Source organism: Streptomyces sp. BPTC-684 (genome assembly GCF_030028635.1).
In the GTDB taxonomy this organism is placed as follows: domain Bacteria; phylum Actinomycetota; class Actinomycetes; order Streptomycetales; family Streptomycetaceae; genus Streptomyces; species Streptomyces noboritoensis.
On sequence record NZ_CP124863.1, the window covers coordinates 4114377 to 4139350 of the forward strand.

The 24974-nt window shown below is 72.1% G+C and carries 18 protein-coding genes and 1 pseudogene; 8 read left to right on the forward strand and 11 right to left on the reverse strand.

What is annotated here, in order from left to right; translation table 11 throughout:
- Positions 1 to 112: 112 nt before the first annotated feature.
- The 4 genes from QIY60_RS18190 (at position 113) to QIY60_RS18205 (ending at position 7018) form a co-directional block, all read left to right on the forward strand.
- The gene (locus QIY60_RS18190; RefSeq protein ID WP_283143402.1) at positions 113 to 1105 is read left to right on the forward strand and encodes a serine hydrolase; all 993 of its coding nucleotides are present in this window, start codon (positions 113 to 115) and stop codon (positions 1103 to 1105) included.
- 141 nt (positions 1106 to 1246) lie between these two features.
- Complete coding sequence (locus QIY60_RS18195; RefSeq protein ID WP_283143403.1) at positions 1247 to 4954, forward strand: ABC transporter ATP-binding protein; 3708 nt, start codon at positions 1247 to 1249, stop codon at positions 4952 to 4954.
- A gap of 152 nt (positions 4955 to 5106) precedes the next feature.
- Positions 5107 to 5487: a hypothetical protein gene (locus QIY60_RS18200; RefSeq protein WP_283145990.1), complete on the forward strand. Its 381-nt coding sequence runs from the start codon at positions 5107 to 5109 to the stop codon at positions 5485 to 5487.
- A 127-nt stretch (positions 5488 to 5614) separates the two neighbouring features.
- Positions 5615 to 7018, forward strand: coding sequence for a S28 family serine protease (locus QIY60_RS18205; RefSeq protein WP_283143404.1), 1404 nt, complete (start codon positions 5615 to 5617; stop codon positions 7016 to 7018).
- A gap of 157 nt (positions 7019 to 7175) precedes the next feature.
- Here QIY60_RS18205 and QIY60_RS18210 read toward each other — a convergent pair whose 3' ends face one another.
- From QIY60_RS18210 to QIY60_RS18240, 7 genes and pseudogenes are all read right to left on the reverse strand, one after another.
- On the reverse strand, positions 7176 to 7751 hold the full coding sequence (locus QIY60_RS18210) for a hypothetical protein (RefSeq protein ID WP_283143405.1): 576 nt from the start codon (positions 7749 to 7751) through the stop codon (positions 7176 to 7178).
- Positions 7752 to 7811: 60 nt separating this feature from the next.
- The gene (locus tag QIY60_RS18215) at positions 7812 to 9632 is read right to left on the reverse strand and encodes a glycoside hydrolase family 3 protein (RefSeq protein WP_283143406.1); all 1821 of its coding nucleotides are present in this window, start codon (positions 9630 to 9632) and stop codon (positions 7812 to 7814) included.
- Between the two features lie 341 nt (positions 9633 to 9973).
- On the reverse strand, positions 9974 to 10768 hold the full coding sequence (locus tag QIY60_RS18220) for a sugar phosphate isomerase/epimerase family protein (protein WP_283145991.1): 795 nt from the start codon (positions 10766 to 10768) through the stop codon (positions 9974 to 9976).
- Between the two features lie 5 nt (positions 10769 to 10773).
- Positions 10774 to 11262, reverse strand: a pseudogene (locus QIY60_RS18225) (GNAT family N-acetyltransferase); the annotation flags it as partial.
- Positions 11263 to 11318: 56 nt separating this feature from the next.
- Positions 11319 to 12269 (reverse strand): sugar phosphate isomerase/epimerase family protein, encoded by a 951-nt coding sequence (locus QIY60_RS18230; protein ID WP_283143407.1) that lies wholly within the window; start codon positions 12267 to 12269, stop codon positions 11319 to 11321.
- Positions 12266 to 13420, reverse strand: a complete 1155-nt coding sequence (locus QIY60_RS18235; protein WP_283143408.1) for a dihydrodipicolinate synthase family protein — start codon at positions 13418 to 13420, stop codon at positions 12266 to 12268. Before QIY60_RS18235 ends, QIY60_RS18230 begins: the two co-directional genes overlap by 4 nt.
- Positions 13417 to 14580, reverse strand: coding sequence for a Gfo/Idh/MocA family oxidoreductase (locus QIY60_RS18240; RefSeq protein ID WP_283143409.1), 1164 nt, complete (start codon positions 14578 to 14580; stop codon positions 13417 to 13419). Before QIY60_RS18240 ends, QIY60_RS18235 begins: the two co-directional genes overlap by 4 nt.
- 217 nt (positions 14581 to 14797) lie before the next feature.
- Between QIY60_RS18240 and QIY60_RS18245 the strand changes: the two genes are divergently transcribed.
- Both QIY60_RS18245 and QIY60_RS18250 read left to right on the forward strand, forming a co-directional pair.
- Complete coding sequence (locus QIY60_RS18245; RefSeq protein ID WP_283143410.1) at positions 14798 to 15871, forward strand: LacI family DNA-binding transcriptional regulator; 1074 nt, start codon at positions 14798 to 14800, stop codon at positions 15869 to 15871.
- A gap of 192 nt (positions 15872 to 16063) precedes the next feature.
- Positions 16064 to 16867 carry an SDR family oxidoreductase gene (locus QIY60_RS18250; RefSeq protein WP_283143411.1) on the forward strand — a complete coding sequence of 268 codons (804 nt, stop codon included), beginning with the start codon at positions 16064 to 16066 and terminating at the stop codon, positions 16865 to 16867.
- Positions 16868 to 16911: 44 nt separating this feature from the next.
- On the opposite strand, the gene QIY60_RS18255 is transcribed toward QIY60_RS18250, so the two are convergent.
- Complete coding sequence (locus QIY60_RS18255; protein ID WP_283143412.1) at positions 16912 to 17325, reverse strand: DUF937 domain-containing protein; 414 nt, start codon at positions 17323 to 17325, stop codon at positions 16912 to 16914.
- A 288-nt stretch (positions 17326 to 17613) separates the two neighbouring features.
- On the opposite strand from QIY60_RS18255, the gene QIY60_RS18260 reads away from it, so the two are divergent.
- Together QIY60_RS18260 and QIY60_RS18265 are read left to right on the forward strand one after the other, a co-directional pair.
- Positions 17614 to 19830, forward strand: a complete 2217-nt coding sequence (locus tag QIY60_RS18260) for an ATP-dependent RecD-like DNA helicase (RefSeq protein ID WP_283143413.1) — start codon at positions 17614 to 17616, stop codon at positions 19828 to 19830.
- 179 nt (positions 19831 to 20009) lie between these two features.
- Positions 20010 to 21308 carry a citrate synthase gene (locus QIY60_RS18265; RefSeq protein WP_283143414.1) on the forward strand — a complete coding sequence of 433 codons (1299 nt, stop codon included), beginning with the start codon at positions 20010 to 20012 and terminating at the stop codon, positions 21306 to 21308.
- 403 nt (positions 21309 to 21711) lie between these two features.
- Here QIY60_RS18265 and QIY60_RS18270 read toward each other — a convergent pair whose 3' ends face one another.
- The 3 genes from QIY60_RS18270 to QIY60_RS18280 form a co-directional block, all read right to left on the reverse strand.
- Positions 21712 to 24012, reverse strand: coding sequence for a heavy metal translocating P-type ATPase (locus QIY60_RS18270; RefSeq protein ID WP_283143415.1), 2301 nt, complete (start codon positions 24010 to 24012; stop codon positions 21712 to 21714).
- A 77-nt stretch (positions 24013 to 24089) separates the two neighbouring features.
- The gene (locus tag QIY60_RS18275; protein ID WP_283143416.1) at positions 24090 to 24401 is read right to left on the reverse strand and encodes a heavy-metal-associated domain-containing protein; all 312 of its coding nucleotides are present in this window, start codon (positions 24399 to 24401) and stop codon (positions 24090 to 24092) included.
- Between the two features lie 130 nt (positions 24402 to 24531).
- Entirely contained in the window at positions 24532 to 24735 is a 204-nt protein-coding gene (locus QIY60_RS18280) for a MerR family transcriptional regulator (protein ID WP_283143417.1), read from the reverse strand.
- Positions 24736 to 24974 lie beyond the last annotated feature (239 nt).

The window sequence follows — 24974 nt, forward strand, 5'->3', positions numbered from 1 at the left end:
AACTTTTTCGGGGTGCAAGCCGTACAACTTTTCGGTCCTCGGTGAGTCATCTGAGGCGGGCACGTCACCACGACGTGCCCGCCTCATTGACACAACAGGGGACGGGGACGCTTTGCCCAGACAACTCCGCACATCCCGGATATCCCGCCGCGCGCGCCGGGGCGCGCTCTCCCTGGCCGTCGCCGCGGGCGTGCTCGCGCCGGTGGTCGCGGGGGCCGCGCCGGCCTCCGCCGCGGCATCGGTGACCTGCACCTCCAACAAGGCGGGTCTCGCGGCCAAGCTGTCCAAGGACATCACCGCGGCGCTCAACGGCCGTTCGTCGCTGACGGCCGTGGCCCTGTACGACCGCTCGACCGGCACCAAGTGCGAGCTGCGGGCGACCGACACCTTCGACTCCGCGAGCGTGGTCAAGGCCACCGTGCTCGCGACGCTGCTGTGGGACGCGGGCAAGCAGCACCGCTCGCTCACCTCGAACGAGCGCGCCCTGGCCACCAAGATGATCACCGCGTCGGACAACGACTCGACGACCGCCCTGTGGAAGCAGCTCGGCACCTCCAAGGTGTCCGCGTTCCTCAAGGCCGCCGGGATGACCCAGACGACGCCGGGCTCCGGCGGCTACTGGGGCCTGACCCGGATCACCGCCCGCGACCAGGCCAAGCTGCTCGCGCTGCTGACCTCCCCGAACTCGGTGCTCAGTGAGGACGCCCGCGCGTACGAGCTGGGACTGATGAACCGCGTCCAGTCCGACCAGCGCTGGGGCACGCCCGCCGGCGTCCAGGGCGGTACGACCGTGCACGTCAAGAACGGCTGGCTGCCGCGCGCCACGCACGGCTGGCGGGTGCACAGCATCGGCGCCTTCACGGACAACGGCCACGACTACGGCATCGCCGTCCTCACCGAGGACAACAGCTCGATGAGCCAGGGCATCAGCACCATCGAGGCCGTCGCCCGCGCCGTCCACGCGGACCTCGGCCGCCCGGCCGAGGGCGGCAAGCCCTGGAACCCGCCGAAGTGGCAGCGGCCGACCGTGGCGAGCGAGGCCATCCCGCCGGTGCCCGAGGCACCCGCGGGCCGCGACCTCGTCTCGACGGTCCGGGGCCGCTAGCCCCGCCCGTACGCACTCCCGGAAGACCCGCCCGGTCCTAGGACCAGAGGCGGGTCTTTCGCTTCCGAATGTTGCAACGGGATGAAATCCGCCGGTGACGGCGTTGGAGCGTTGCGGCAGAGCGGACAAACGGGAGGCACAGTGGCGGCGGCAGAGCAGGGGTGGGCACGGCGGCTCACCGGGTACGCCTGGCGGCACCGGCGCGACGTCGTGCTGGCGCTCGGGTCGTCGCTCGGCGGCATGGCGGTGATGGCTCTGGTCCCGCTGGTCACCAAGGTGATCATCGACGATGTGATCGGGGCCCACACCCGGTCCCTCGCGGTCTGGACCGGCCTGCTCATAGCCGCGGCGGTCGTCGTGTACGTACTGACGTACATACGCCGGTTCTACGGCGGCCGCCTCGCCCTCGACGTCCAGCACGACCTGCGCACCGAGATGTACGCGACGATCACCCGGCTCGACGGGCGGCGCCAGGACGAGCTCTCCACCGGCCAGGTCGTCGGCCGCGCCACCAGCGACCTCCAGCTCATCCAGGGCCTGCTCTTCATGTTGCCGATGACCATCGGCAACATCCTGCTCTTCCTGATCTCCCTGGCGATCATGGCCTGGCTCTCGCCGCTGCTGACCCTGGTCGCGCTGGCCGTGGCGCCCGCGCTCTGGTTCATCTCCAAGCTCAGCCGCACCCGCCTCTTCCCCGCCACCTGGTACGCCCAGGGCCAGGCGGCGGCCGTCGCGGGCGTCGTCGACGGCGCCGTCTCGGGCGTGCGCGTGGTCAAGGGCTTCGGCCAGGAGGACCAGGAGACCGGCAAGCTCCGCGAGGTGGGCCAGAAGCTCTTCGCGGGCCGGCTGCGCACCATCAAACTGAACTCCCGCTACACCCCGGCCCTCCAGGCCGTCCCCGCGCTCGGCCAGGTCGCCATGCTGGCGCTCGGCGGCTGGCTCGCCACCCGGGGCGAGATCACCCTTGGCACCTTCGTGGCGTTCTCCACCTATCTGGCGCAGCTCGTCGGGCCGGTGCGGATGCTGGCCATGGTGCTCACCGTGGGCCAGCAGGCCCGCGCGGGCGTCGAGCGCGTCCTGGAGCTGATCGACACCGAGCCGTCCATCGCCGACGGCACCAAAGAGCTGTCCGCCGACGCCCCGGCCACCGTCGAGTTCGACGACGTGCGCTTCGCGTACGAGGACGGGCGCCCGGTCCTGGACGGCTTCTCCCTGGAGATCCGCCCCGGCGAGACCGTCGCCGTGGTCGGCGCCTCCGGCTCCGGCAAGTCCACCGTCTCGCTGCTGCTGCCGCGCTTCTACGACGTCACCCACGGGGCCGTCCTGGTCGGCGGCCACGACGTGCGCGAGCTGACCCTGGCCTCGCTGCGCGCCGCCATCGGCCTGGTGCCGGAGGACAGCTTCCTCTTCTCCGACACCGTGCGCGCCAACATCGCGTACGGGAAGCCGGACGCCACCCAGGAGGAGATCGAGAAGGCCGCGCGCGCCGCACAGGCGGATCGTTTCATCGCCGAGCTGCCCGAGGGCTACGACACCACGGTCGGCGAGCACGGTCTGACCCTCTCCGGCGGCCAGCGCCAGCGCGTCGCGCTCGCCCGCGCCATCCTCACCGACCCGCGCCTGCTGGTCCTGGACGACGCCACCTCGGCCGTGGACGCGCGCGTGGAGCACGAGATCCACGAGGCCCTCAAGTCCGTGATGGCCGGGCGCACCACGCTGCTCATCGCCCACCGCCGCTCCACCCTCAACCTCGCCGACCGCATCGCCGTCCTCGACGGGGGCCGCCTGGCCGCCCTCGGCACCCACGAGGAGCTCCAGCGCGACTCGGCGCTCTACCGCCGCCTGCTGACCGACCCCGACGAGCTGGGCGCGGTCTCGCCCGGCCACGTCGTGCCCGTCGAGGCGGTGGAGGACCGCACCGTACGGGACGAGCTGGACGCCGAGTTCGACGCCGAGCGGGGCATCACGCCCCCGCTGTGGATCCGCGAGGACAAGCCCGTCTCCTCCGCCCCCGGCGGCATGCCGGCCACCCCCGAACTCCTCGCCCAGGTCGAGGCGCTGCCCCCGGCCGACGACACCCCGGGCATCGACGAGGCCCGGGCCGTGCGGCCCGAGGAGTCGTACGGGCTGCGCCGGCTGCTGCGCGGCTTCGGCAAGCCGCTCGCCGTCAGCCTCGCGCTCGTCGCGGTCGACGCGGGCATGTCCCTGCTGCTGCCGGTCCTGATCCGGCACGGCATCGACCAGGGCGTCTCCAAGCTGGCGCTCGGCGCGGTGTGGGCGGCCGCGGGCCTGGCCCTGCTGACCGTGGTGATCCAGTGGGCCGCGCAGTTCGGCGAGACCCGGATGACCGGGCGCACCGGCGAGCGCGTCCTCTACAGCCTCCGGCTGAAGATCTTCGCCCAGCTCCAGCGGCTCGGCCTGGACTACTACGAGCGCGAGCTCACCGGCCGGATCATGACCCGGATGACCACCGACGTCGACGCGCTGGCCACCTTCCTCCAGACCGGCCTGGTCACCGCGTTCGTCTCCGTCGTCACCTTCTTCGGCATCATGCTGGCGCTCCTGGTCATCGACCTCCAGCTCGCCCTGGTCGTCTTCGTGACCCTGCCGCCGCTGATCATCGGCACGTACTTCTTCCGCAAGCAGAGCGTGAAGGCGTACGAGCTGGCCCGCGAGCGGGTCGCCGGGGTCAACGCCGACCTCCAGGAGTCGGTCAGCGGGCTGCGGATCGTTCAGGCCTTCGGCCGCGAGCGCGACGGCGCCGCGCGGTTCACCGCCCGCAGCGCCGACTACCGCGAGGCCCGCATCCGCGGCCAGTGGCTGATCTCGGTGTACTTCCCGTTCGTCCAGCTCCTGTCGTCGGTCGCGGCTGCCTCGGTGCTGATCGTCGGCGCCCACCGGGTCGACGCGGGCACCCTGACGACCGGCGCGCTCGTCGCCTACCTCCTCTACATCGACCTGTTCTTCGCCCCCGTACAGCAGCTCTCGCAGGTCTTCGACGGCTACCAGCAGGCGGCCGTCTCGCTGAAGCGCATCCAGGAGCTGCTGCGCGAGCCCACCTCCACGAAGGCGGCCGAGGAGCCGCTGGACGTGCTCTCGCTGCGTGGCGAGATCGCCTTCGAGGACGTCGACTTCGCGTACGGCGACGAGGAGGAGGCCCTGTCGGGCGTCAGCCTGCGGATTCCGGCCGGGCAGACCGTCGCCTTCGTCGGCGAGACGGGAGCCGGCAAGTCGACGCTGGTCAAGCTGGTCGCGCGGTTCTACGACCCAAGCGGCGGCCGGGTCACCGCCGACGGCACCGACCTGCGCTCGCTCGACATCACCGCCTACCGCCACCGCCTGGGCGTCGTCCCGCAGGAGGCGTACCTGTTCGCCGGGACCGTCCGGGACGCCATCGCCTACGGGCGGCCCGACGCCACCGACGCCCAGGTGGAGGCGGCGGCCCGCGCGGTCGGCGCGCACGACATGATCGCCACCCTGGACGGCGGCTACCTCCACGAGGTCGCCGAGCGCGGCCGCAACCTCTCGGCCGGACAGCGCCAGCTGATCGCGCTGGCCCGCGCCGAGCTCGTCGACCCGGACGTCCTGCTCCTCGACGAGGCCACCGCGGCCCTGGACCTGGCCACCGAGGCCCAGGTCAACCAGGCCACGGACCGGCTCACCGGCCGCCGCACCACCCTGGTCGTCGCCCACCGCCTCACCACGGCCGCCCGCGCGGACCGGGTCGTGGTGATGGACCACGGCCGGGTCGTCGAGGACGGCACCCACGACGAACTCCTCGCCCAGGACGGCCGGTACGCGAGCCTGTGGCGCACCTTCATCGGCGAGGACGAGCCCGCGGCGGTGTGAGCGGCCGAGTACGCGTACGTACGCAGACGAGCACCGGGGACGGTCCGCACGGCGGGCCGTCCCCGGTCCCCGTGCAACCGTGGGTAGCCCTCGCGCGTCCGTACTCACATACGTTCATGTGACGGAAGGGGGCAAGTGTGTTCGGTGGGGGTGTGCGGGGCGGGCGGGCCGGTCCGGGGCTTGCCGTGCTCCTGGCGACGGCCGCCCTGGTCGTGCTCGGGCCGGGCGCGGGGAGCGCCGACGCGGCGGCCTCGTGCGGCGGGCGGCAGGTCAAGACGGTCCAGTTCGCCACCGGCGAGCTGCGGGTCTACAAGACGCGCGGCTACGCGTGCGCGGTCGCGGTCGCCAAGTCGCCGGGCGCGAGACGGCAGATGTCGGTGACGATCCAGGCGCGCGGCGGCGGCCCGGTCTCGGACAGCGGCCGGTTCACCAAGCAGGCGGGCCCGGTCACGGTGCACGCCATCAACCGCTGTGTACGGGCGTCGGGATCGGTGGCGGGCAGCGGCGGCTCCACGGGCTGGATCCTGTGCTGAGCCGGGGTCGAGCAGGATGACAACGCTGCCATAACCCGGCGGCGGGCCAATTGGGTCTGGTGGCACAGGTGTTCACCCCGCTAGGTTCTCGACGATCGCGTCACGTCGTGACCCCAGGGGAGAGTGCATGCGCAAGACGCTCAGATGGCTTCTTTCACTCGTCGTGCTCATAGGCACGGTGAGCGTGGCGGGAGCCACGGCAGGGGCGGCCACCGCCGCCGAGCCGGACATCAAGGACCGCATCCTGGCGATACCCGGGGTGAGCCTCATCGAGGAGAAGCCGTACCCGGGCTACCGGTACTTCGTCCTCAACTTCACCCAGCAGGTGGACCACCACAACCCGGCCGCCGGCACCTTCCAGCAGCGGATCACCCTGCTGCACAAGGACACGAGCCGCCCGACGGTCATGTACACCAGCGGCTACAACGTGTCGACCAACCCGAGCCGCTCCGAGCCGACCCAGATCGTGGACGGCAACCAGGTCTCCGTCGAGTACCGCTACTTCACTCCGTCCCGGCCCGCCCCGGCGGACTGGAACAAGCTGGACATCTGGCAGGCGGCCAGCGACCAGCACAGCATCTTCCAGGCCCTGAAGCCGGTGTACGCCAAGAACTGGCTGACGACCGGCGGCTCGAAGGGCGGGATGACGGCGACGTACTACAAGCGCTTCTACCCCAAGGACATGGACGGCGTGGTGGCGTACGTGGCCCCCAACGACGTCGTGAACAACGAGGACTCGGCGTACGACCGCTTCTTCCGGAACGTCGGCACCAAGGAGTGCCGCGACAAGCTGGAGGCGGTGCAGCGCGAGGCGCTGGTGCGCCGCAAGCCGCTGGAGGCCAAGTACGCGGAGTACGCCAAGGCCAACGGCTACACCTTCACCACGACCGGCTCCCTCGACAAGTCGTACGAGGCGGTCGTGCTCGACTACGTGTGGGCGTTCTGGCAGTACAGCCTGCTGGCGGACTGCGGCACCATCCCGGCGGACGCGCGGCACGCGAGCGACCAGGCGATCTGGGACACGGTCGACACGATCTCCGGCTTCTCGTTCTACACGGACCAGGGCCTGGAGCCGTACACGCCGTACTACTACCAGGCGGGTACGCAGCTCGGCTCGCCCGCCATCGAGCAGCCCTGGCTCGGCGACCTGAGCCGCTACGGCTACCAGCCGCCGCGCCACTTCGTCCCGCGCTCCATCCCGATGCGCTTCCACCCGCAGGCGATGCCGCAGGTCGACACGTGGGTGCGGCACCACGCCGACCACATGCTGTACGTGTACGGGCAGAACGACCCGTGGGGCGCGGAGCGCTTCCGGCTCGGGGCGGGGGCGCGTGACTCGTACGTGTTCACGGTCGCGGGCGGCAACCACGGCTCGAAGGTGGCGGGCCTGGCGGCCGACCAGAAGACGACGGCGACGTCGGCGATCCTGCGCTGGGCGGGCGTGTCGTCCCCGGCGGCGAAGCCGCTGGCACGTTACGACGTGGTCCTGGACCACCAGCCGCTCGACCGCGAGCCGACGCTGCGCCCGTAGGGGCCCGGTGTTCGTCTGCGGGCCGTCTGTGGCTGATCGCGCAGTTCCCCGCGCCCCTGGGGGTTAGGGGCGCGGGGAACTGCGCGAGCAACCCAGCACGGTCCGCAGACGAACGGGCATCCCCCGGAGGGTCTCGGGAAGGGGCGGGGTGGGGGAATCACACGCGCCGCGCGCAACCCACCCCCTCCCCGCCCCCCGGCAGCTCCACATACAGCGCCGTCGACGCGGGGCAGTCCGGGCGGCGCGGCACCGACGAAGCCACCTTGAACTCCGGGGCGTTGGGGCCCGACCCGTCGCACGGGGTCTCCTTCACCTGACCCGCCCCCGCGCGGTACACGCAGTCCCCCACCACAGTGAAGGGGCCGCCCCCCATACCCGGGTCACCGGGATGCGGCGCCTCCAGATTGCGCATACACGCGTAGCCGGACGCCCCCTCACCCCCGATGTACAGCACGAAGTCCGTGTCCAGCGGACACCCCGCCGCCCCGCCCGCCCGCGCCCCTTCACTGCGCACGGACACCCGCGCCACCGCCCGCTCACTGGTGCACGGCACCTCGCTGAACGCCCGCCCCCGCGCCGCGCAGTCCCCGGCCCCGAGGAACGTGGCGCCGTAGGACGGGGTGGGGGACGGGGGCACCGACGCGGTCGGGGTCTCGCCGCAGCCCGTCAGGAACAGCGCCCAGACTGCCGCCGGAACGGCCCAAACCGACCTTGCGGCACCGTACTTGTACATGTCCGACCCCCCACCTCAGCGTGACCGCTCACCGCGAGAACACGCCAGAGGGCCCGGGGGTTATCTCTGGTACGACAGCCCGTAGCCGATCGGGTACAGAACCTGGGCCGGATCGTCCCCGCGCGGCACCGCCACCGGCAGCCGCCCGGCAGGCTCCGCCCGGCCCGCCAGGACCCGTACCGCCGCCCGCAGTTCGACGTCCGTCCAGGAGTAGGCGGCGAGCGAGGCCGTGTATCCGCTGAGGTGCGCGATGTCGTACGGGTTGCGGATCGCGAGGTGCACCACCGGCACACCCGTCGCGCCGAGCGCCGCCACCAGCCGCGCCTGCGCCCCGCCGGGCCCCGCGTTGTACGTGCCCACGACCACCGCGTCCCTGCCCCGCGCCGCCGCCACCGCCGCGTCGATCTGCGCCTGCGAGGGCAGGGTTCCGGTCGACAGCGCGGTCGCGGTGAAGCCCAGCTCCGTGAAGGCCTTCGCCAGGACCGCCGTCGGGGGACCCGTCGTCCCGGACGGCGACGCCGGGTCCGCGCCCACGACCAGCACGTTCCGGTGGCGCCGCCGCGACAGCGGGAGCAGCCCGCCCGCGTTGGCGAGCAGGGTCGTCGTCCGCTCGGCCACCGCGTCGGCGGCGGCCAGGTGCGACCGGGTGCCGACCACCCGGTCCACGCCGGACCCCGACACGTACGGATGGCTGAACAGGCCCCGCCGCTCCTTGAGTTCGAGGATCCGCAGGATCGATTCGTCGAGCCGGGCCACGCCGATCTCGCCACGGGTGACCGCCGCCATCACACCGTTCCAGGCCACCGCCAGGTCCGGCGGGTTGAGCAACTGGTCGGCCCCGGCCTTCAGGGCGAGCACCGGCACCCGGTCGTCGCCGTACTTGTCCCGTACGCCCTGCATGCCGAGCGAGTCGGTGACGATCACCCCTCGGTAGCCGAGCTCTTCGCGCAGGATCCCGGTGAGGATCGGGTGCGACAGCGTCGCCGGGTCGTTGGTCGCGTCGAGCGCCGGGAACTGGATGTGCGCCGTCATGATCGAGTCGATCCCGGCGGCGACCGCGGCCCGGAACGGCGGCGCGTCCAGCTCCTCCCACTGCTGCCGGGTGTGGGTGATCACCGGGATGCCGGTGTGGCTGTCGACCGTGGTGTCGCCGTGCCCGGGGAAGTGCTTGGCGGTCGCCGCGATCCCCGCCTCCTGGTAGCCGCGCACCTCCGCCGCCACCATCCGGGCGACCGCCGCGGGGTCGGCGCCGAAGGAGCGGACGCCGATGACCGGGTTGGCCGGGTTGACGTTCACATCGGCGACGGGGGAGTAGTTCTGCCGGATCCCCAGCGCCCGCAGCTCGGCCCCGGCGACGCGCCCGACCGTACGGGCGTCGCGCGTCGACCCCCCGGCGCCGAGCGCCATCGCGCCCGGGAAGAGGGTGGCGGGGTGGCCGACCCGGCAGACGATGCCGTGCTCCTGGTCGGTGGCGATGAGCAGCGGTACGGGTGTGGGCTGCGACAGGCCCGCCCGCTGGATGCCGTTGGAGAGGCCGGCGATCTGGTGCGGGTCGCGGGTGTTGTGCGCCCAGGTGAAGTAGATGATGCCGCCGACGTGGTACTTGGCGATGAGCTCGGCGGCGGTGCGTACGCCCATCTCTTTCCTGTTGGCGTCGATGTCGGCCTGGTCGGGCGCGGTCGCGGAGTGTCCGTACACCCGCATCACGAAGAGCTGGCCGACCTTCTCCGCCAGGGACATCCGGGAGACGATCCGGCGCAGGCGGTCGTTCGGGGCGCGCCGGGCCTCGGCGTACGCGGGGAGCGCGGGCCCGACGGCGGCCGCGGCGGCCGTCGCGGCGGCGGTGGCGAGGAGGGTGCGTCTGGAGGTGCGGTGCGACACGGGCACTCCATCCCTAGGTCTGGAAGAAACTTCCAAAGCGAACGGATAACCGGAAAGTTATTGCCGGTCAAGGGGGCGCGCACCGCCGGACCCGGAAAAGGGAGCGGCCGCCACCGGCGCAGTCGGAGGGGGGCGCACCGGTGGCGGCTGTGCTGCCGGCCGCAGGCGGTTGGAGAGGGGAGTCGGCCGTTCGCAGCCAGCAGCGAGGACCGACACCGCTCTGCGGAGACTCACCGGCAGTACGGCACTTGGACGGAGCCCGTCACCGAGGGGTTCCGGGTCACGGCCCGTTCCCGAAAAAGGTACGGAACGGGGCGCCCGGGACTGGGGGTTCGGGTGGGTCAGGGGTGGCGGGGAGGCGACGGCGTCCCCGTCTCCGCGAGCAGCGCGGCCAGCCGCTCCCGCCCGGCCGTCAGCAGCCCCGGCAGCTCCGCCGCGTCCGGGTACCACCGCTTCTCGTACTCCCAGCACAGCCAGCCGTCCGGGCCCAGCGGCGCCAGCGCGTCCGCCAGCGGCAGCACCCCGGCGCCGAGCGGCAGCGGGGTCGTGTCCTCGGCCGAGGCGATGTCCTTGACCTGGACGTATCCCAGGTGCGGGGCGAGCGCCGCGTACGACTCGGCCGGGCTCTCGCCGCCGAGCCAGGTGTGCATCACGTCCCACAGCGCGCCGACTTCGGGCGGGCCGACCCGGTCCAGGACGCGGGCGACAGCCGCGCCCGTGCGGTGCGAGTCATGCGTTTCGAGCAGGACGCGCACCCCCCGGTCGGCGGCGAGCGCGGCCACCGACCGCAGCCGCCGCACGGCAATGCCGTCGTCCTGCGGGCCGCCCCGGCCGCCGGGGAAGACGCGTACGTACGAGGCGCCGATGTCGTACGCGAGGTCCACCAGCGCGTCCAGCCGCTCGGCGTCGTCGGGGTCGGCCACGCGCGCGTACCCGGCGACGGTGAGCACGCGGATGCCGTGCGCCGCGAACTCCGCTGCCGCTTCGGCCCGTTGACGGGCGCCGATGCCGGGGTGCACCGGCTCCTCGGGGTGGGCGCGGAGCTCGACGCCGTGGTAGCCGTGCGCGACGGCGAGGCGGACGACCTCGGGGACGGGGAGGCCGGGCACCCCGAGGGTGGAGAACGCGTACCGCACGCCGTTCACGTGTCCGCCAGGCCGAGCCGCCAGTCCTGGCCGACCAGGTCGGCGCCGTAGGAGCGGTGGGGCTTCTCGGCCACGAGGGTGAAGCCGTGGCGCAGATAGAGCACGCGGGCGGCGGCGAGCACGTCGTTGGTCCACAGCACCAGCTCGCGGTAGCCCACTTCGCGGGCGAAGGCGACGACCTCCGCCACCAGCCGGTCCCCGAGCCCGTGGCCACGGGCGCCGGGTTCCACGAGGAGCAGGCGCAGACGGGCGGTGGCCGGGGCGTCGTCGCGCACGCACATCACGCACCCGACGCGGCGCCCGTCCAGCTCCGCGATCCAGACGCGCTCCAGATGCGGGTCGTGGTCCTGGGCGAAGCCCGCGACGATCCCGGCGACCAGGCCCTCGAAGTCGGTGTTCCAGCCGTACTCGGCGGCGTACAGCGCGCCGTGCCGCTCCACGATCCAGCCCAGGTCCCCCGGACGGGAGTCCCGCAGGACGGGCTCGGGGCGGGGCGGGGCGGAGTGTGTGTCGGCCACGGGGTCAGTATGCCGGGCGGGGGTCACCGTGCGGGGGAACCGGAGGGAGGTGCGGACGTCGGCCCGGCGGGCGCCAGAGGTGACACCGATCCACCCGGCACAACCGATGCACCCGGCACAGCCGACCCGCCCCGCACCACCTCCCCGAACCGCTCCACCGTCTCCCGCAGCACCTCCACCCCCTCCCGTCCCCACAGCCCCTCGTTGAACAGCTCGACCTCCACGGGGCCCGTGTAGCCCGCCGCGCCCACCCGCTCGTACCAGCCCCGCAGGTCGATCACGCCGTCCCCGAGCTGGCCGCGTCCGGTCAGGGCCCCGGCGGGCAACGGCGTGACCCAGTCGGCCAGTTGGAAGGAGTGGATGCGGCCGCCCGCCCCGGCGCGGGCCGCGGCGGCCGGGGCCAGGTCGTCCCACCAGACGTGGTAGGTGTCGACGACCACGCCGACCTCCTCGGCCGGGAACCGCTCGGCGAGCTCCAGGGCCTGGCCGAGGGTGGAGACGACGCAGCGGTCCGAGGCGTACATCGGGTGCAGCGGCTCGATCGCCAGGCGTACGCCCCGGGCGCGCGCGTACGGCCCGAGCTCGGCCAGGGCGTCGGCGACCCGCTCCCGCGCCCCGGCCAGGTCCCGGCTGCCCTCGGGCAGCCCGCCCGAGACCAGCACCAGCGTGTCCGTGCCGAGGGTGGCCGCCTCGTCGATGGCCGCCCGGTTGTCGTCGAGCGCACGTACGCGCGCGTGGGGCTCGCCCGTCGTGAAGAAGCCGCCCCGGCACAGCGTGGTGACGCTCAGCCCGGCGTCCCGGACGAGCCGCGCGGCCGCCTCGACGCCGTACGCCCGCACCGGCTCGCGCCACAGCCCGACACCCGGCACGCCCGACTCCACACAGGCGTCGACCAGTTCGGGCAGCGAGAGCTGCTTCACGGTCATCTGGTTGATGCTGAGACGGGAGAGGTCCAGAGGGGCGAAGGGGCTCATGAGGTGACTCCGTAGACCGAGAGCAGGGTGCGCATACGGGACTCGGCCGCCTCCGGGTCCGGGAACAGGCCCAGACCGTCGGCCAGTTCGTACGCCCGCGCCAGATGCGGCAGCGAGCGGGCCGACTGGAGGCCGCCGACCATCGTGAAGTGGTCCTGGTGGCCCGCCAGCCAGGCGAGCAGGACCACTCCCGTCTTGTAGAAGCGGGTCGGCGCCCCGAAGAGGTGGCGGGCGAGCTCGACGGTCGGGTCGAGGCGCTCGCGGAAGCCCGCCCGATCGCCCGCGTCCAGCGCCCGTACCGCGTCCGCGGCCACCGGCCCCAGCGGGTCGAAGATCCCCAACAGGGCGTGGCTGAACCCCTGTTCGTCGCCCTCGATCAGCTCGGGGTAGTGGAAGTCGTCGCCCGTACAGCACTTCACGCCGTCCGGCAGCCGCCGTCTGAGTTCCACCTCCCGGCGGGCGTCGAGCAGCGACACCTTGACGCCGTCGACCTTCTCCGCGTGGGCGGCGACGATCCCCAGGAACGCCTCCGTGGCCGCGTCCAGGTCGGGCGAGCCCCAGTATCCGGCCAGCGCCGGGTCGAACATCGGGCCGAGCCAGTGCAGGATCACCGGCCGGGCGGTCTGCTCCAACAGCCGCCCGTACACCGCCAGATAGTCCTCCGGGCCGCGCGCCACCGCCGCCAGCGCCCGCGACGCCAGCAGGATCGCCTGGGCGCCCGCGCCCTCGACGACCGCGAGCTGCTCCTCGTACGCGGCCGTCACCTCGGGAAGCGAGGCGCCCGGGGCGAGTTGGTCGGTGCCCGCCCCGCAGGCGATCCGCCCGCCGACGGCCCGCGCCTCGGCGGCCGACCGCCGGATCAGCTCGGCGGCCACGGGCCAGTCCAGGCCCATGCCGCGCTGTGCGGTGTCCATCGCCTCCGCGACACCGAGTCCGTGCGCCCACAGATGGCGGCGGAAGGCGAGCGTGGCCTCCCAGTCGACGGCGGCCGGCCCGTCGGGCCCGGTGTCGGCGTACGGGTCGGCGACGACGTGCGCCGCCGAGAAGACCGTACGGGAGACGAGCGGGCCGCCCGGGGCGACGACGACCGGGTCCGGGCGCGGCTCGTACCGTACGAGCGCCCCGCCCGCGCGCGGCAGCAGCAGGCTCACAGCGCGATCTCCGGCACCTCGATACGACGGCCCTCGGCCGAGGACCGCAGCCCCAGCTCGGCCAGCTGCACGCCGCGCGCGCCCGCCAACAGGTCCCAGCGGTAAGGGGTGTCGAGGGCCACATGGCGCAGGAAGAGCTCCCACTGGGCCTTGAAGCCGTTGTCGAACCCGGTGTTGTCCGGCACCTCCTGCCACTGCTCGCGGAACGGCTCGGTCGCGGGCAGGTCCGGGTTCCACACCGGCTTGGGGGTCGCGGCGCGGTGCTGGGCACGGCAGGTGCGCAGCCCCGCCACCGCCGAGCCCTCGGTGCCGTCGACCTGGAACTCGACCAGCTCGTCCCGGTGCACGCGGACCGCCCAGGACGAGTTGATCTGGGCGACCGCGCCGCCCTCCAGCTGGAAGATCCCGTACGCGGCGTCGTCGGCGGTCGCGTCGTACGGCTTGCCGCCCTCGTCCCAGCGCTGCGGAACGTGCGTGGTCGCCAGCGCCTGTACGGAGGTGACGCGGCCGAAGAGCTCGTGCAGGACGTACTCCCAGTGCGGGAACATGTCGACGACGATGCCGCCGCCGTCCTCGGCGCGGTAGTTCCACGACGGGCGCTGGGCGCCCTGCCAGTCGCCCTCGAACACCCAGTAGCCGAACTCGCCCCGCACCGACAGGATCCGGCCGAAGAAGCCGCCGTCGACGAGCCGTTTCAGCTTCAGCAGGCCCGGCAGGAAGAGCTTGTCCTGGACGACGCCGTGCTTGATCCCGGCGTCCCGGGCGAGCCGGGCCAGCTCCAGGGCGCCGGACAGGCCGGTCGAGGTGGGCTTCTCGGTGTAGACGTGCTTGCCCGCCGCGATGGCCTTGGCGAGGGACTCCTGGCGGGCGGAGGTGACCTGGGCGTCGAAGTAGATCTCCACGGTGTCGTCGGCGAGCACGGCGTCCAGGTCGGTGGACCAGTGGGCGAGGCCGTGCCGCTCGGCGATCGCCCGCAGCGCGGACTCGCGGCGGCCCACCAGGACGGGCTCCGGCCACAGGACCGTGCCGTCGCCGAGGTCGAGGCCGCCCGCCTCGCGCAGGGCGAGCAGGGAGCGTACGAGGTGCTGGCGGTAGCCCATGCGGCCGGTGACGCCGTTCATGGCGATCCGCACGGTCCGGCGTGCGGCTTTCGCTGTCATCTGAAGTCCCCTCCGTCCCTTGAACCCCTTCCGTACCGGCGGTCGAGGTTCCTTCCGCGCCGGCGGTCGGGATGCGGTGATTCAGCGTTCAGCTACTGGTAACAGTCGTAGCAAGCGCTTTCTACCGAAGGGGACGCTAGCCTGCGCACAGCGCCGCCGACAAGAGGCGCGCGGCCGGACCACCCCAAGTGCCCAACAGACGTGCCCGGAGGCAGAGATGACAGCGACCCTGGCGGATGTGGCGGCGCGCGCCCGGGTGTCCCCGGCGACCGTCTCGCGGGTGCTCAACGGCAACTATCCGGTCGCGGCGGCCACCCGCGAGCGCGTCCTGCGGGCCGTCGACGAACTGGACTACGTCCTGAACGGGCCCGCGAGTTCGCTCGCCGCCGCCACCTCCGACCTGGTCGGCATACTCGTGAACGACATCGCCGACCCCTTCTTCGGCATCATGGCGGGCGCGGCCCAGTCGGAGATCGGCGGCGGCCCCGGAGCCCGCGAGAAGCTGGCCGTGGTCTGCAACACGGGCGGCTCGCCGGAGCGCGAACTCACCTACCTCACCCTGCTCCAGCGCCAGCGCGCGGCGGCGGTCATCCTCACCGGCGGCGCCCTGGAGGACCCCGAGCACGCGGCGGCGGTCGCGGCGAAGCTGGGACGCCTTGCGGAGGCGGGGTCCCGGATCGTGCTGTGCGGGCGGCCGCCGCTGGTGCCCTCCGGGTCCGGGTCCGGTACGGGTGTACGGCCCGCCGGGCCCGTCGCGGCCACGCTCACCTTCGACAACCGGGGCGGCAGCCGCCGCCTGACGGAGCACCTGCTCGCGCTCGGCCACCGCCGCATCGGCTATGTCGCGGGCCCCGAGGAGCGCACCACGACCCGCCACCGCGTCGAGGGCCACCTGGCCGCGCTCGCGGACGCGGGCGTGGCGCCGGGCCCGCTCGTCCACGGCTCGTACGACCGCCGCTCCGGCTATGACGCGACCGTCGAACTCCTGCGCCTGGACCCGTCGTTGACGGCCGTGGTGGCCGCCAACGACACGGTCGCGCTCGGCGCCTGCGCGGCCCTGCGCGACCGGGGCCTGTCCATCCCGGACGACGTCTCGGTGGCGGGCTTCGACGACCTCCCGTTCAGCACCGACGCGGTCCCGGCCCTGACGACGGTACGGCTGCCGCTGTACGAGGCGGGGGCGCGGGCGGGCCGGCTCGCGATGGGCAAGGAGCCGGTGCCGCCGGGCGGGATCGCCACGGTGCACGGGGAGTTGATGGTGCGGGGCTCGACGGGACGTACGCGCGCGTAGAAGCCAGCGTGCACGGCGACCGGGTGGCGGTCCTCGACCGACGGGACGTACGCGCGCGCAGAAGCCGCTGTCGGGGTGCAACTCGGTGCCGGATTCCCGCCAGCGAGCGGGGGAGCGGCGGACCAGGATCGTGTGCACGGCCTCCGGTTCGCCCCCTTCCGGGGTGAGGGCCGCACCCGAGGAGACAACCCCATGGACCTGCACCTTTCCGGCCGTTCCGCGCTCGTCACCGGCGCCTCGAAGGGCATCGGCCTCGCGGTGGTCCGCACACTGCTCGACGAGGGCGCGCGCGTGGTCGCGGTGTCCCGCCGCACCAGCCCGGAGCTGGAGAAGCTGGCCCGCCCCGAGCTCGTCCACGTGGCGGCCGACCTCATGGACCCCGAGGCCCCCGCGCGCGTGGTGGCCCGTGCCGTCGAGGAGTTCGGCGGTCTGGACATCCTGGTCAACAACGCGGGCGGCCCGCCGCCGGGCGTGTCCCTGCCGCGCACGTCGTTCCTGGACGCGTCGGACGCGGACTGGCCCGCGATGTTCGAGTTCAACCTGTTCTCGGCGGTACGGGCGGTCCGCGCGGCCCTGCCGCACCTGCTCGCCGGCGGCGGTGCCGTCGTCAACGTCTCGACGGGCCTGGCGCGTCAGCCGGCGGTCGGCAACGCGGAGTACGGCGCGGCGAAGGCGGCCCTGACCAACCTCACGAAGGTCCTGTCGGAGGAGTACGCCCCGCAGGGCGTCCGCTTCAACACGGTGTCGCCGGGGGCGGTACGGACGGCGTGGTGGACCGAGGAGGGCGGCGCGGCGGACGTCATCGCGGCGATGGCGGGCTCGGACCGCGACACGGTGATGGACACCCTGGCCCCCCAGATGATGAACGTCTCCACGGGCCGCCTGGTGACCCCGCAGGAGATAGCGGACGCGGTGGCCCTCCTGGCGTCCCCGAGGTCGGGCAGCACGACGGGGGCGGACTTCGTGGTGGACGGGGGGTACTTGAAGGCGGTGTGACGCCTTTCCCCTCGAAAGGGGGCTGGGGCGCGGTTCCGGGCGGGCTACTTGGGTCCCTTGCCGCTCGCCGCTCTCTTGCTCAGTACCGCCAGCACCACCGGCACCAGCAGCTCAAGTCCCCGCGTGACCGTCGCGACCGGGAGGCCCGTCTTCTTCGCGACCGCCGTGGCCACCGGCTTCGTCGCCTTGGCCAGGACCCCGGCCATCAGGCCGCCGCCGACCGCGCCACCGAGGCCGCCGAGCGTGGCGACGCCCTGCAGGGGTGCGTCCTGAGGCGGTGCCGCCGCCTCCGAGGCCACCGCGTCCGGGGGCAGCCCGTCCGCGAGCCCGGAGGCCGCCGACTCCACGACCTGCTGAGCGCCGGCCGCATCGGTGCCGAGCTGCTGGGCGAGCTGTCGCAGCCCGTCGTCCCCCAGCTCGTTCATTACGTCCTGCTCGAAGCTGGAATCGTCACTCATGGGCGAAACGCTACGACCACCCCCCTTTGTCGGCACGTCGAGATTCCGGAAAAATTACTGCCCGCAGTCGTACAACCCTTGTGGCGTGACGGGTGTCTTACTTGGCGTCGGCGTTCCAGGGGAGGGATCCGGGGGGATCCGAGGGGACGCCGGTTGGGGAGGGACAGGGGAGGGAATCGAGGGGCCCGGTCATACGGACCGGGCCCCCTTGAATTTCCGAGCCGCCTCTGGCGGGAAAGTTATCCACAGGCGTCCCGCACTGTCCGAGCCCACCGGTAGCGTCGGATCATGTCCAATCTCGCGGTGCTCGAAGGGGTCCTTGAGCGGATCACGTACGCCAACGAGGAGAACGGCTACACGGTGGCCCGGGTCGACACCGGGCGCGGCGGTGGCGATCTCCTCACGGTGGTCGGCTCGCTGCTCGGCGCGCAGCCGGGCGAGTCGCTGCGGATGGAGGGCCGCTGGGGCTCGCACCCGCAGTACGGCAAGCAGTTCACGGTGGAGAACTACACGACCGTCCTGCCCGCCACCATCCAGGGCATCCGGCGCTACCTCGGCTCGGGCCTGATCAAGGGCATCGGCCCCCGCATCGCCGACCGCATCGTGGAGCACTTCGGCACGGACACGCTCGACATCATCGAGCAGCAGCCCAAGCGCCTCGTGGAGGTGCCCGGCCTCGGCCCCAAGCGCACCAAGCTCATCGGCGCCGCCTGGGAGGAGCAGAAGGCCATCAAGGAAGTGATGGTCTTCCTCCAGGGAGTCGGCGTCTCCACCTCCATCGCCGTGCGCATCTACAAGAAGTACGAGGACGCCTCGATCTCCGTGGTGAAGAACCAGCCCTACCGGCTGGCCGCCGACGTCTGGGGCATCGGCTTCCTCACCGCCGACCGCATCGCCCAGGCCGTCGGCATCCCGCACGACAGCCCGGAGCGAGTGAAAGCGGGCCTCCAGTACGCCCTGTCCCAGTCCACCGACCAGGGCCACTGCTTCCTGCCCGAGGAGCAGCTCATCGCGGACTCGGTGAAGCTCCTCCAGGTCGACACGGGCCTGGTGATCGACTGCCTGGGCGAGCTGGTCGCCGAGGAGGGCGTCGTCCGCGAGCCGGTCCCGGGGCCCGAGGGCGGGGCCGAGCGGGTCAACGCCGTCTATCTGGTCCCCTTCCACCGCGCCGAGCTCTCCCTCGCCGCCCAGGTGGTCCGGCTGCTGCGCACCGGGGAGGACCGGATGCCGGGCTTCCAGGACGTGGACTGGGACCGGGCCCTGTCCTGGCTCGCCGCGCGCACCGGTGCCGAGCTCGCCCCCGAGCAGCAGGCAGCCGTGCGGCTCGCCCTGACCAGCAAGGTCGCGGTGCTCACCGGCGGTCCCGGCTGCGGCAAGTCCTTCACCGTGCGGTCGGTGGTCGAGCTCGCCCGGGCCAAGAAGGCCAAGGTGGTGCTCGCCGCGCCCACCGGCCGCGCCGCCAAGCGGCTCGCCGAGCTCACCGGCGCCGAAGCGTCGACGGTGCACCGCCTGCTGGAGCTGAAACCGGGCGGCGACGCGGCGTACGACAAGGACCGCCCGCTCGACGCCGACCTGGTGGTGGTCGACGAGGCCTCGATGCTCGACCTGCTGCTCGCCAACAAGCTGGTGAAGGCGGTCGCCCCGGGCGCGCACCTGCTGATGGTCGGGGACGTGGACCAGCTGCCCTCGGTCGGCGCCGGCGAGGTGCTGCGCGATCTGCTCGCCGAGGGCGGCCCGGTGCCGAGGGTCCGCCTCACCCGGATCTTCCGCCAGGCCCAGCAGTCCGGCGTGGTCACCAACGCCCACCGCATCAATTCCGGCGTCCCGCCGCTCACCCAGGGCCTCAGCGACTTCTTCCACTTCGTGGAGGAGGAGACCGAGGACGCCGGGCGGCTCACGGTGGACGTGGCGGCGCGGCGCATCCCCGCGAAGTTCGGCCTCGACCCCCGGCGCGACATCCAGGTGCTCGCCCCGATGCACCGCGGCCCGGCGGGCGCGGGCAACCTCAACGGCCTCCTCCAGCAGGCCATCACCCCGGCCCGCCCCGACCTGCCGGAGAAGCGGCTCGGCGGCAGGGTGTTCCGGGTGGGCGACAAGGTCACCCAGATCCGGAACAACTACGAGAAGGGCGAGAACGGTGTCTTCAACGGCACCGTCGGCGTGGTGACCGCACTCGACCCGGACGAACAGCGGCTGACGGTGCTGACGGACGAGGACGAGGAAGTGCCGTACGACTTCGACGAACTGGACGAGCTGGCCCATGCGTACGCGGTGACGATCCACCGCTCCCAGGGAAGTGAATACCCGGCGGTGGTGATCCCCGTCACCACCGGCGCCTGGATGATGCTCCAGCGGAACCTGCTCTACACGGCGGTGACCCGCGCCAGAAAACTTGTCGTACTGGTCGGGTCCCGCAAGGCGATCGGCCAGGCAGTGCGTACGGTTTCCGCAGGCAGACGCTTTACCGCACTCGCTCACCGGCTGTCAGGGGGCGCTTTGGTGTGAAACATCACCCGGGGCTTCCAGAACCGGGGCGAAGGGGGCAGGATGAGCAGGTTGACGGCACTGAGTGCCGCTAATAAGCCCAATGGGCGACCCCGAGTGCACTCTGCTGAGCCAAATGGGGGATGGTAGAGACAGTCAGGGCACCTCGAAGAAGAGGCACTACGTCGGTGAGGGATGACGTGAGCGAGAACGCTAACAACGCTGTAGTACTGCGGTTCGGCGATGGCGAGTACACCTACCCGGTGATCGACAGCACCGTCGGCGACAAGGGCTTCGACATCGGGAAGCTCCGGGCCCAGACCGGTCTCGTGACCCTGGACAGCGGATACGGCAACACTGCCGCCTATAAATCCGCCATCACGTACCTCGACGGCGAGCAGGGCATCCTGCGCTACCGCGGTTACCCGATCGAGCAGCTGGCCGAGCGCTCGACCTTCCTGGAGGTCGCGTACCTGCTCATCAACGGTGAGCTGCCGACGGTCGACCAGCAGTCGACGTTCAAGAGCGAGGTCACCCAGCACACGCTGCTGCACGAGGACGTCAAGCGCTTCTTCGACGGCTTCCCGCGGGACGCCCACCCGATGGCGATGCTGTCCTCGGTCGTCTCCGCGCTGTCCACGTTCTACCAGGACAGCCACAACCCGTTCGACGAGCAGCAGCGTCACCTCTCGACGATCCGCCTGCTCGCCAAGCTTCCGACGATCGCGGCGTACGCGTACAAGAAGTCGATCGGCCACCCGTTCGTCTACCCGCGCAACGACCTCGGCTACGTCGAGAACTTCCTGCGGATGACGTTCTCGGTCCCGGCGCAGGAGTACGAGCTGGACCCGGTCGTCGTCTCGGCGCTCGACAAGCTGCTGATCCTGCACGCGGACCACGAGCAGAACTGCTCGACCTCCACGGTCCGGCTGGTCGGCTCGTCGCAGGCCAACATGTTCGCCTCGATCTCGGCGGGCATCTCGGCGCTGTGGGGCCCCCTGCACGGTGGCGCCAACCAGTCGGTCCTGGAGATGCTGGAAGGCATCCAGGCCAACGGCGGCGACGTCGACTCCTTCATCCGCAAGGTGAAGAACAAGGAGGACGGCGTCCGTCTGATGGGCTTCGGCCACCGGGTCTACAAGAGCTTCGACCCGCGCGCGAAGATCATCAAGGCTGCCGCGCACGACGTCCTGTCGGCCCTCGGCAAGTCCGACGAGCTGCTCGACATCGCGCTGAAGCTGGAGGAGCACGCGCTCTCCGACGAGTACTTCGTCTCGCGCAACCTGTACCCGAACGTGGACTTCTACACGGGTCTGATCTACCGCGCGATGGGCTTCCCGACCGAGATGTTCACGGTCCTGTTCGCGCTGGGCCGCCTGCCGGGCTGGATCGCCCAGTGGCACGAGATGATCAAGGAGCCGGGTTCGCGCATCGGCCGCCCGCGCCAGATCTACACGGGCGAGGTCCTGCGCGACTTCGTGCCGGTCGAGGCGCGATAACGCTTCGCTGGGTGCGGTGATTCTGCTGCGGACCGTGCGTGGCTGGTCGCGCAGTTCCCCGCGCCCCTAGAAGGGGCGCGTAGCGCCCCCCAAAAAACATACAGAAGCGCCCCGCCCACCGATCCCCCCACGGGTCGGCGGCCGGGGCGCTTCCCATTTACCCGGTGCGGATTCCCCCCACGGGATCCGGCCGGGAGTCCGGCGGTCTGCCGGGGTACGTACGTAACAGGTGGGCCGCTCAAAGCTCCCCGTTGTACGTGCCCCGGCCAACGCGCTGCCTGGAACGTCCCCCAAGACATTCCATGGACGTCCCCCAAGACGTCCTCGGCATCGACCACTTAGACTCCCGAACCGGTCCGATGGTTACCTCATAATCTCTGTGATCTAGCTCTCTTTGTGGAGATCAGGTGAAGGAGCGCAACCGTAGGCTGTTGGTTACCACGAAGACCGAGGAGAACGCCATAGCCGCGCCCGCGATCATGGGGTTCAGCAGGCCCGCCGCGGCGAGCGGAACCGCGGCCACGTTGTAGCCGAAGGCCCAGAACAGGTTGCCCTTGATGGTCGCCAGGGTGCGCCGGGAGAGCCGGATCGCGTCGGCCGCGACCCGCAAGTCCCCCCGTACGAGGGTCAGGTCGGACGCCTCTATCGCCGCGTCCGTGCCGGTGCCCATCGCCAGCCCCAGATCGGCGGTGGCCAGCGCGGCCGCGTCGTTGACGCCGTCGCCCACCATCGCCACCGAACGGCCCTCGGCCTGGAGCCGCTTGACCACGTCGACCTTGTCCTCGGGCAGCACCTCGGCGTGGACGTCCTCGGCGGCGATCCCGACCCGGGCCGCCACCGACTCGGCCACCGCCCGGTTGTCCCCGGTCAGCAGGACCGGCCGCAGCCCGAGGCCGCGCAGCAGGGACACCGCCTCGGCGCTGGTCTCCTTCACCGCGTCGGCGACGGTCAGCACGCCCCGGGCGGCCCCGTCCCAGGCCACCACGACGGCGGTGCGCCCCTCGGCCTCGGCGGCCTCCTTGGCGGCCGCCAGCGCGGTGGGCAGTTCGACGCCCCGCCCCACGAAGACCTTGTGCCCCTCCACCACGCCCTCCACCCCGCGCCCGGGCAGGGCCAGGAAGGACTCGGGCACGGGCAGCTCCCCGGTCCGCTCGGCGGCGCCCCGGGCGACGGCGCGGGCGATGGGGTGCTCGGAGGAGTGCTCCAGGGCGCCCGCGTACCGCAGGACTTCCTTCTCGTCGGTGTCGTCCGCCGCGTACACGTCGTACAGGGTCATCTGCCCCGTGGTGACCGTGCCCGTCTTGTCGAGGACGACGGTGTCGACGCGGCGGGTGGTCTCCAGGACCTCGGGGCCCTTGATGAGGATGCCGAGCTGGGCGCCGCGCCCGGTGCCGACCATGAGCGCGGTCGGGGTCGCGAGCCCCAGGGCGCACGGGCAGGCGATGATCAGGACCGCGACGGCGGCCGTGAAGGACGCGGTGATGTCGTCGGTGGCGAGCAGCCAGCCGACGAGCGTGCCGAGCGAGATGAGCAGGACGACGGGGACGAAGACGCCGGAGATGCGGTCGGCGAGGCGCTGGACCTCGGCCTTGCCGTTCTGCGCGTCCTCCACCAGACGGGCCATCCGGGCCAGCTGGGTGTCGGCGCCGACCCGGGTCGCCTCGACGACCAGCCGGCCGCCCACGTTGACGGTGGCGCCGGTGACACCGTCGCCCGCGCTCACGTCGACCGGGACGGACTCGCCGGTCAGCATGGACGTGTCCACGGCGGACGCGCCCTCCACGACCGTGCCGTCGGTCGCGACCGTCTCGCCGGGCCGCACCAGGAACCGGTCCCCGACCCGCAACTCCCCGATGGGTATGCGCACTTCACCGCCGCCGCGCAGGACGGCCACGTCCTTGGCTCCGAGTTCGAGCAGCGCCCGCAGGGCCGCGCCCGCCTTCCGCTTGGAGCGGGCCTCCAGATAGCGGCCGAGCAGGATGAAGGTGACGACCCCGGCGGCGACTTCGAGGTAGATGGTGGACGCGCCGTGCGTGCTGTTGGCCATGGCGTCGAAGCCGTGGCGCATCGCGGGCTTGCCCGCGTCGCCGAAGAACAGCGCCCACAGCGACCAGAGGAAGGCGGCGAGGGTGCCCACCGAGACGAGGGTGTCCATGGTGGCCGCGCTGTGCTTCAGATTGGTCCAGGCGGCCTTGTGGAAGGGCAGCCCGCCCCAGACGACGACCGGCGCGGCGAGCGTCAGGCTCAGCCACTGCCAGTTGTCGAACTGCAGCGAGGGGACCATGGCGAGCAGCACGACGGGCGCGGCGAGCAGCGCCGAGACCTGGAGCCGCTGCCGCAGCGCGGCAAGCGCCTGGGCCGCACGGCTCTCGGCGGCGGCCGCCGCGTCCGGGCGCGTGTCGACGGGGGGCGCGCTCGGCTCCCGCCGGTCCGCCTCAGGGGCGGCGACGGCCATCGGGGGAGGCGGCGGCTCGGGCGGCGCCAGCGACTCCGCCGTGTACCCCATCTTCACGACCGTCGCGACCAGGCCCGCCACCTCGACGCCGTCGCCGAAGGCGACCTTCGCCTTCTCGGTCGCGTAGTTGACCGTCGCCTCGACCCCGTCCATCCGGTTCAGCTTCTTCTCGATGCGGGCCGCGCACGAGGCGCACGTCATGCCGCCGATGGTCAGCTCGACCAGGTTGCTTTCCACGTTGGTCTCCACGTGAGCTCCTGAAAAAGAGACCGGGCCGTACGGCGCGGATGCGCTCGTCGTACGGCCCGGAAGCGGAAGATCGGGCTTCAGGCCCGGCCGACCAGCTCGAAGCCGGCCTCGTCGACCGCCGCGCGGACGGCCTCGTCGTCCAGCGGCGCGGCCGAGACGACGGTCACCTCACCGGTCGCGGCGACGGCCTTCACCGAACCGACGCCGGCGATCTCGCCGATCTCGCCCGACACGGCGCCCTCGCAGTGCCCGCAGGTCATGCCGGAGACCTTGTACACGGTGGTGACGGAGCCGACCTGGACGTCGGCCGGGCCGTCGCTGTGGCAGGAACCGGCGGGCGAGCAGCAGGAGCCGGTCGTGGCGACGGCGGCTTCGGTCTCGGAGGTCATGGAGTTCTCCTCTGTGGGGCGGTACGGATCCATGGTGCACCAGGGGGTCACGGGGAAGCCGAGACCCACTGACAGGTTCCACGTTATACCCCTAGGGGGTATTAATCCAGTACCCGCTCCACCTCCTCAGTCAGTCGTTCGTCCTGCGGCTCCGGTTCCCCGGGCGGCTCGCGACCCAGGTGCGGATGGTGTCGGCGTACCAGAAGGGCTTGCCGTTCTCGACGGTGTCGGGCGGGGGCAGCAGCCCGTGCTTGCGGTACGAGCGGACCGTGTCCGGCTGTACGCGGATGTGCGCGGCGATCTCCTTGTACGACCAGAGTCGTCGGTCGGTCATGGTGGGCACCTCCCTGCGTGCGCCGCAGCGGCGGTCTGGCGGCCGTCGGGGGAGCTGGGCGCGGGCACTTGACGATCACTCAGCCTGTGCCCGTTGAACGACGGAGAGTGAAGGCGGGGGTGCGGCTGTCGACTCTCTGTGACGCAAGACTCGCGTAATGGAGACATGTGTGACGGGAAGGGGATGGTTGTGACAGGGGTGATGAATGGGGCGAGGGGGCGCCCCCCGGGCGCACGAAG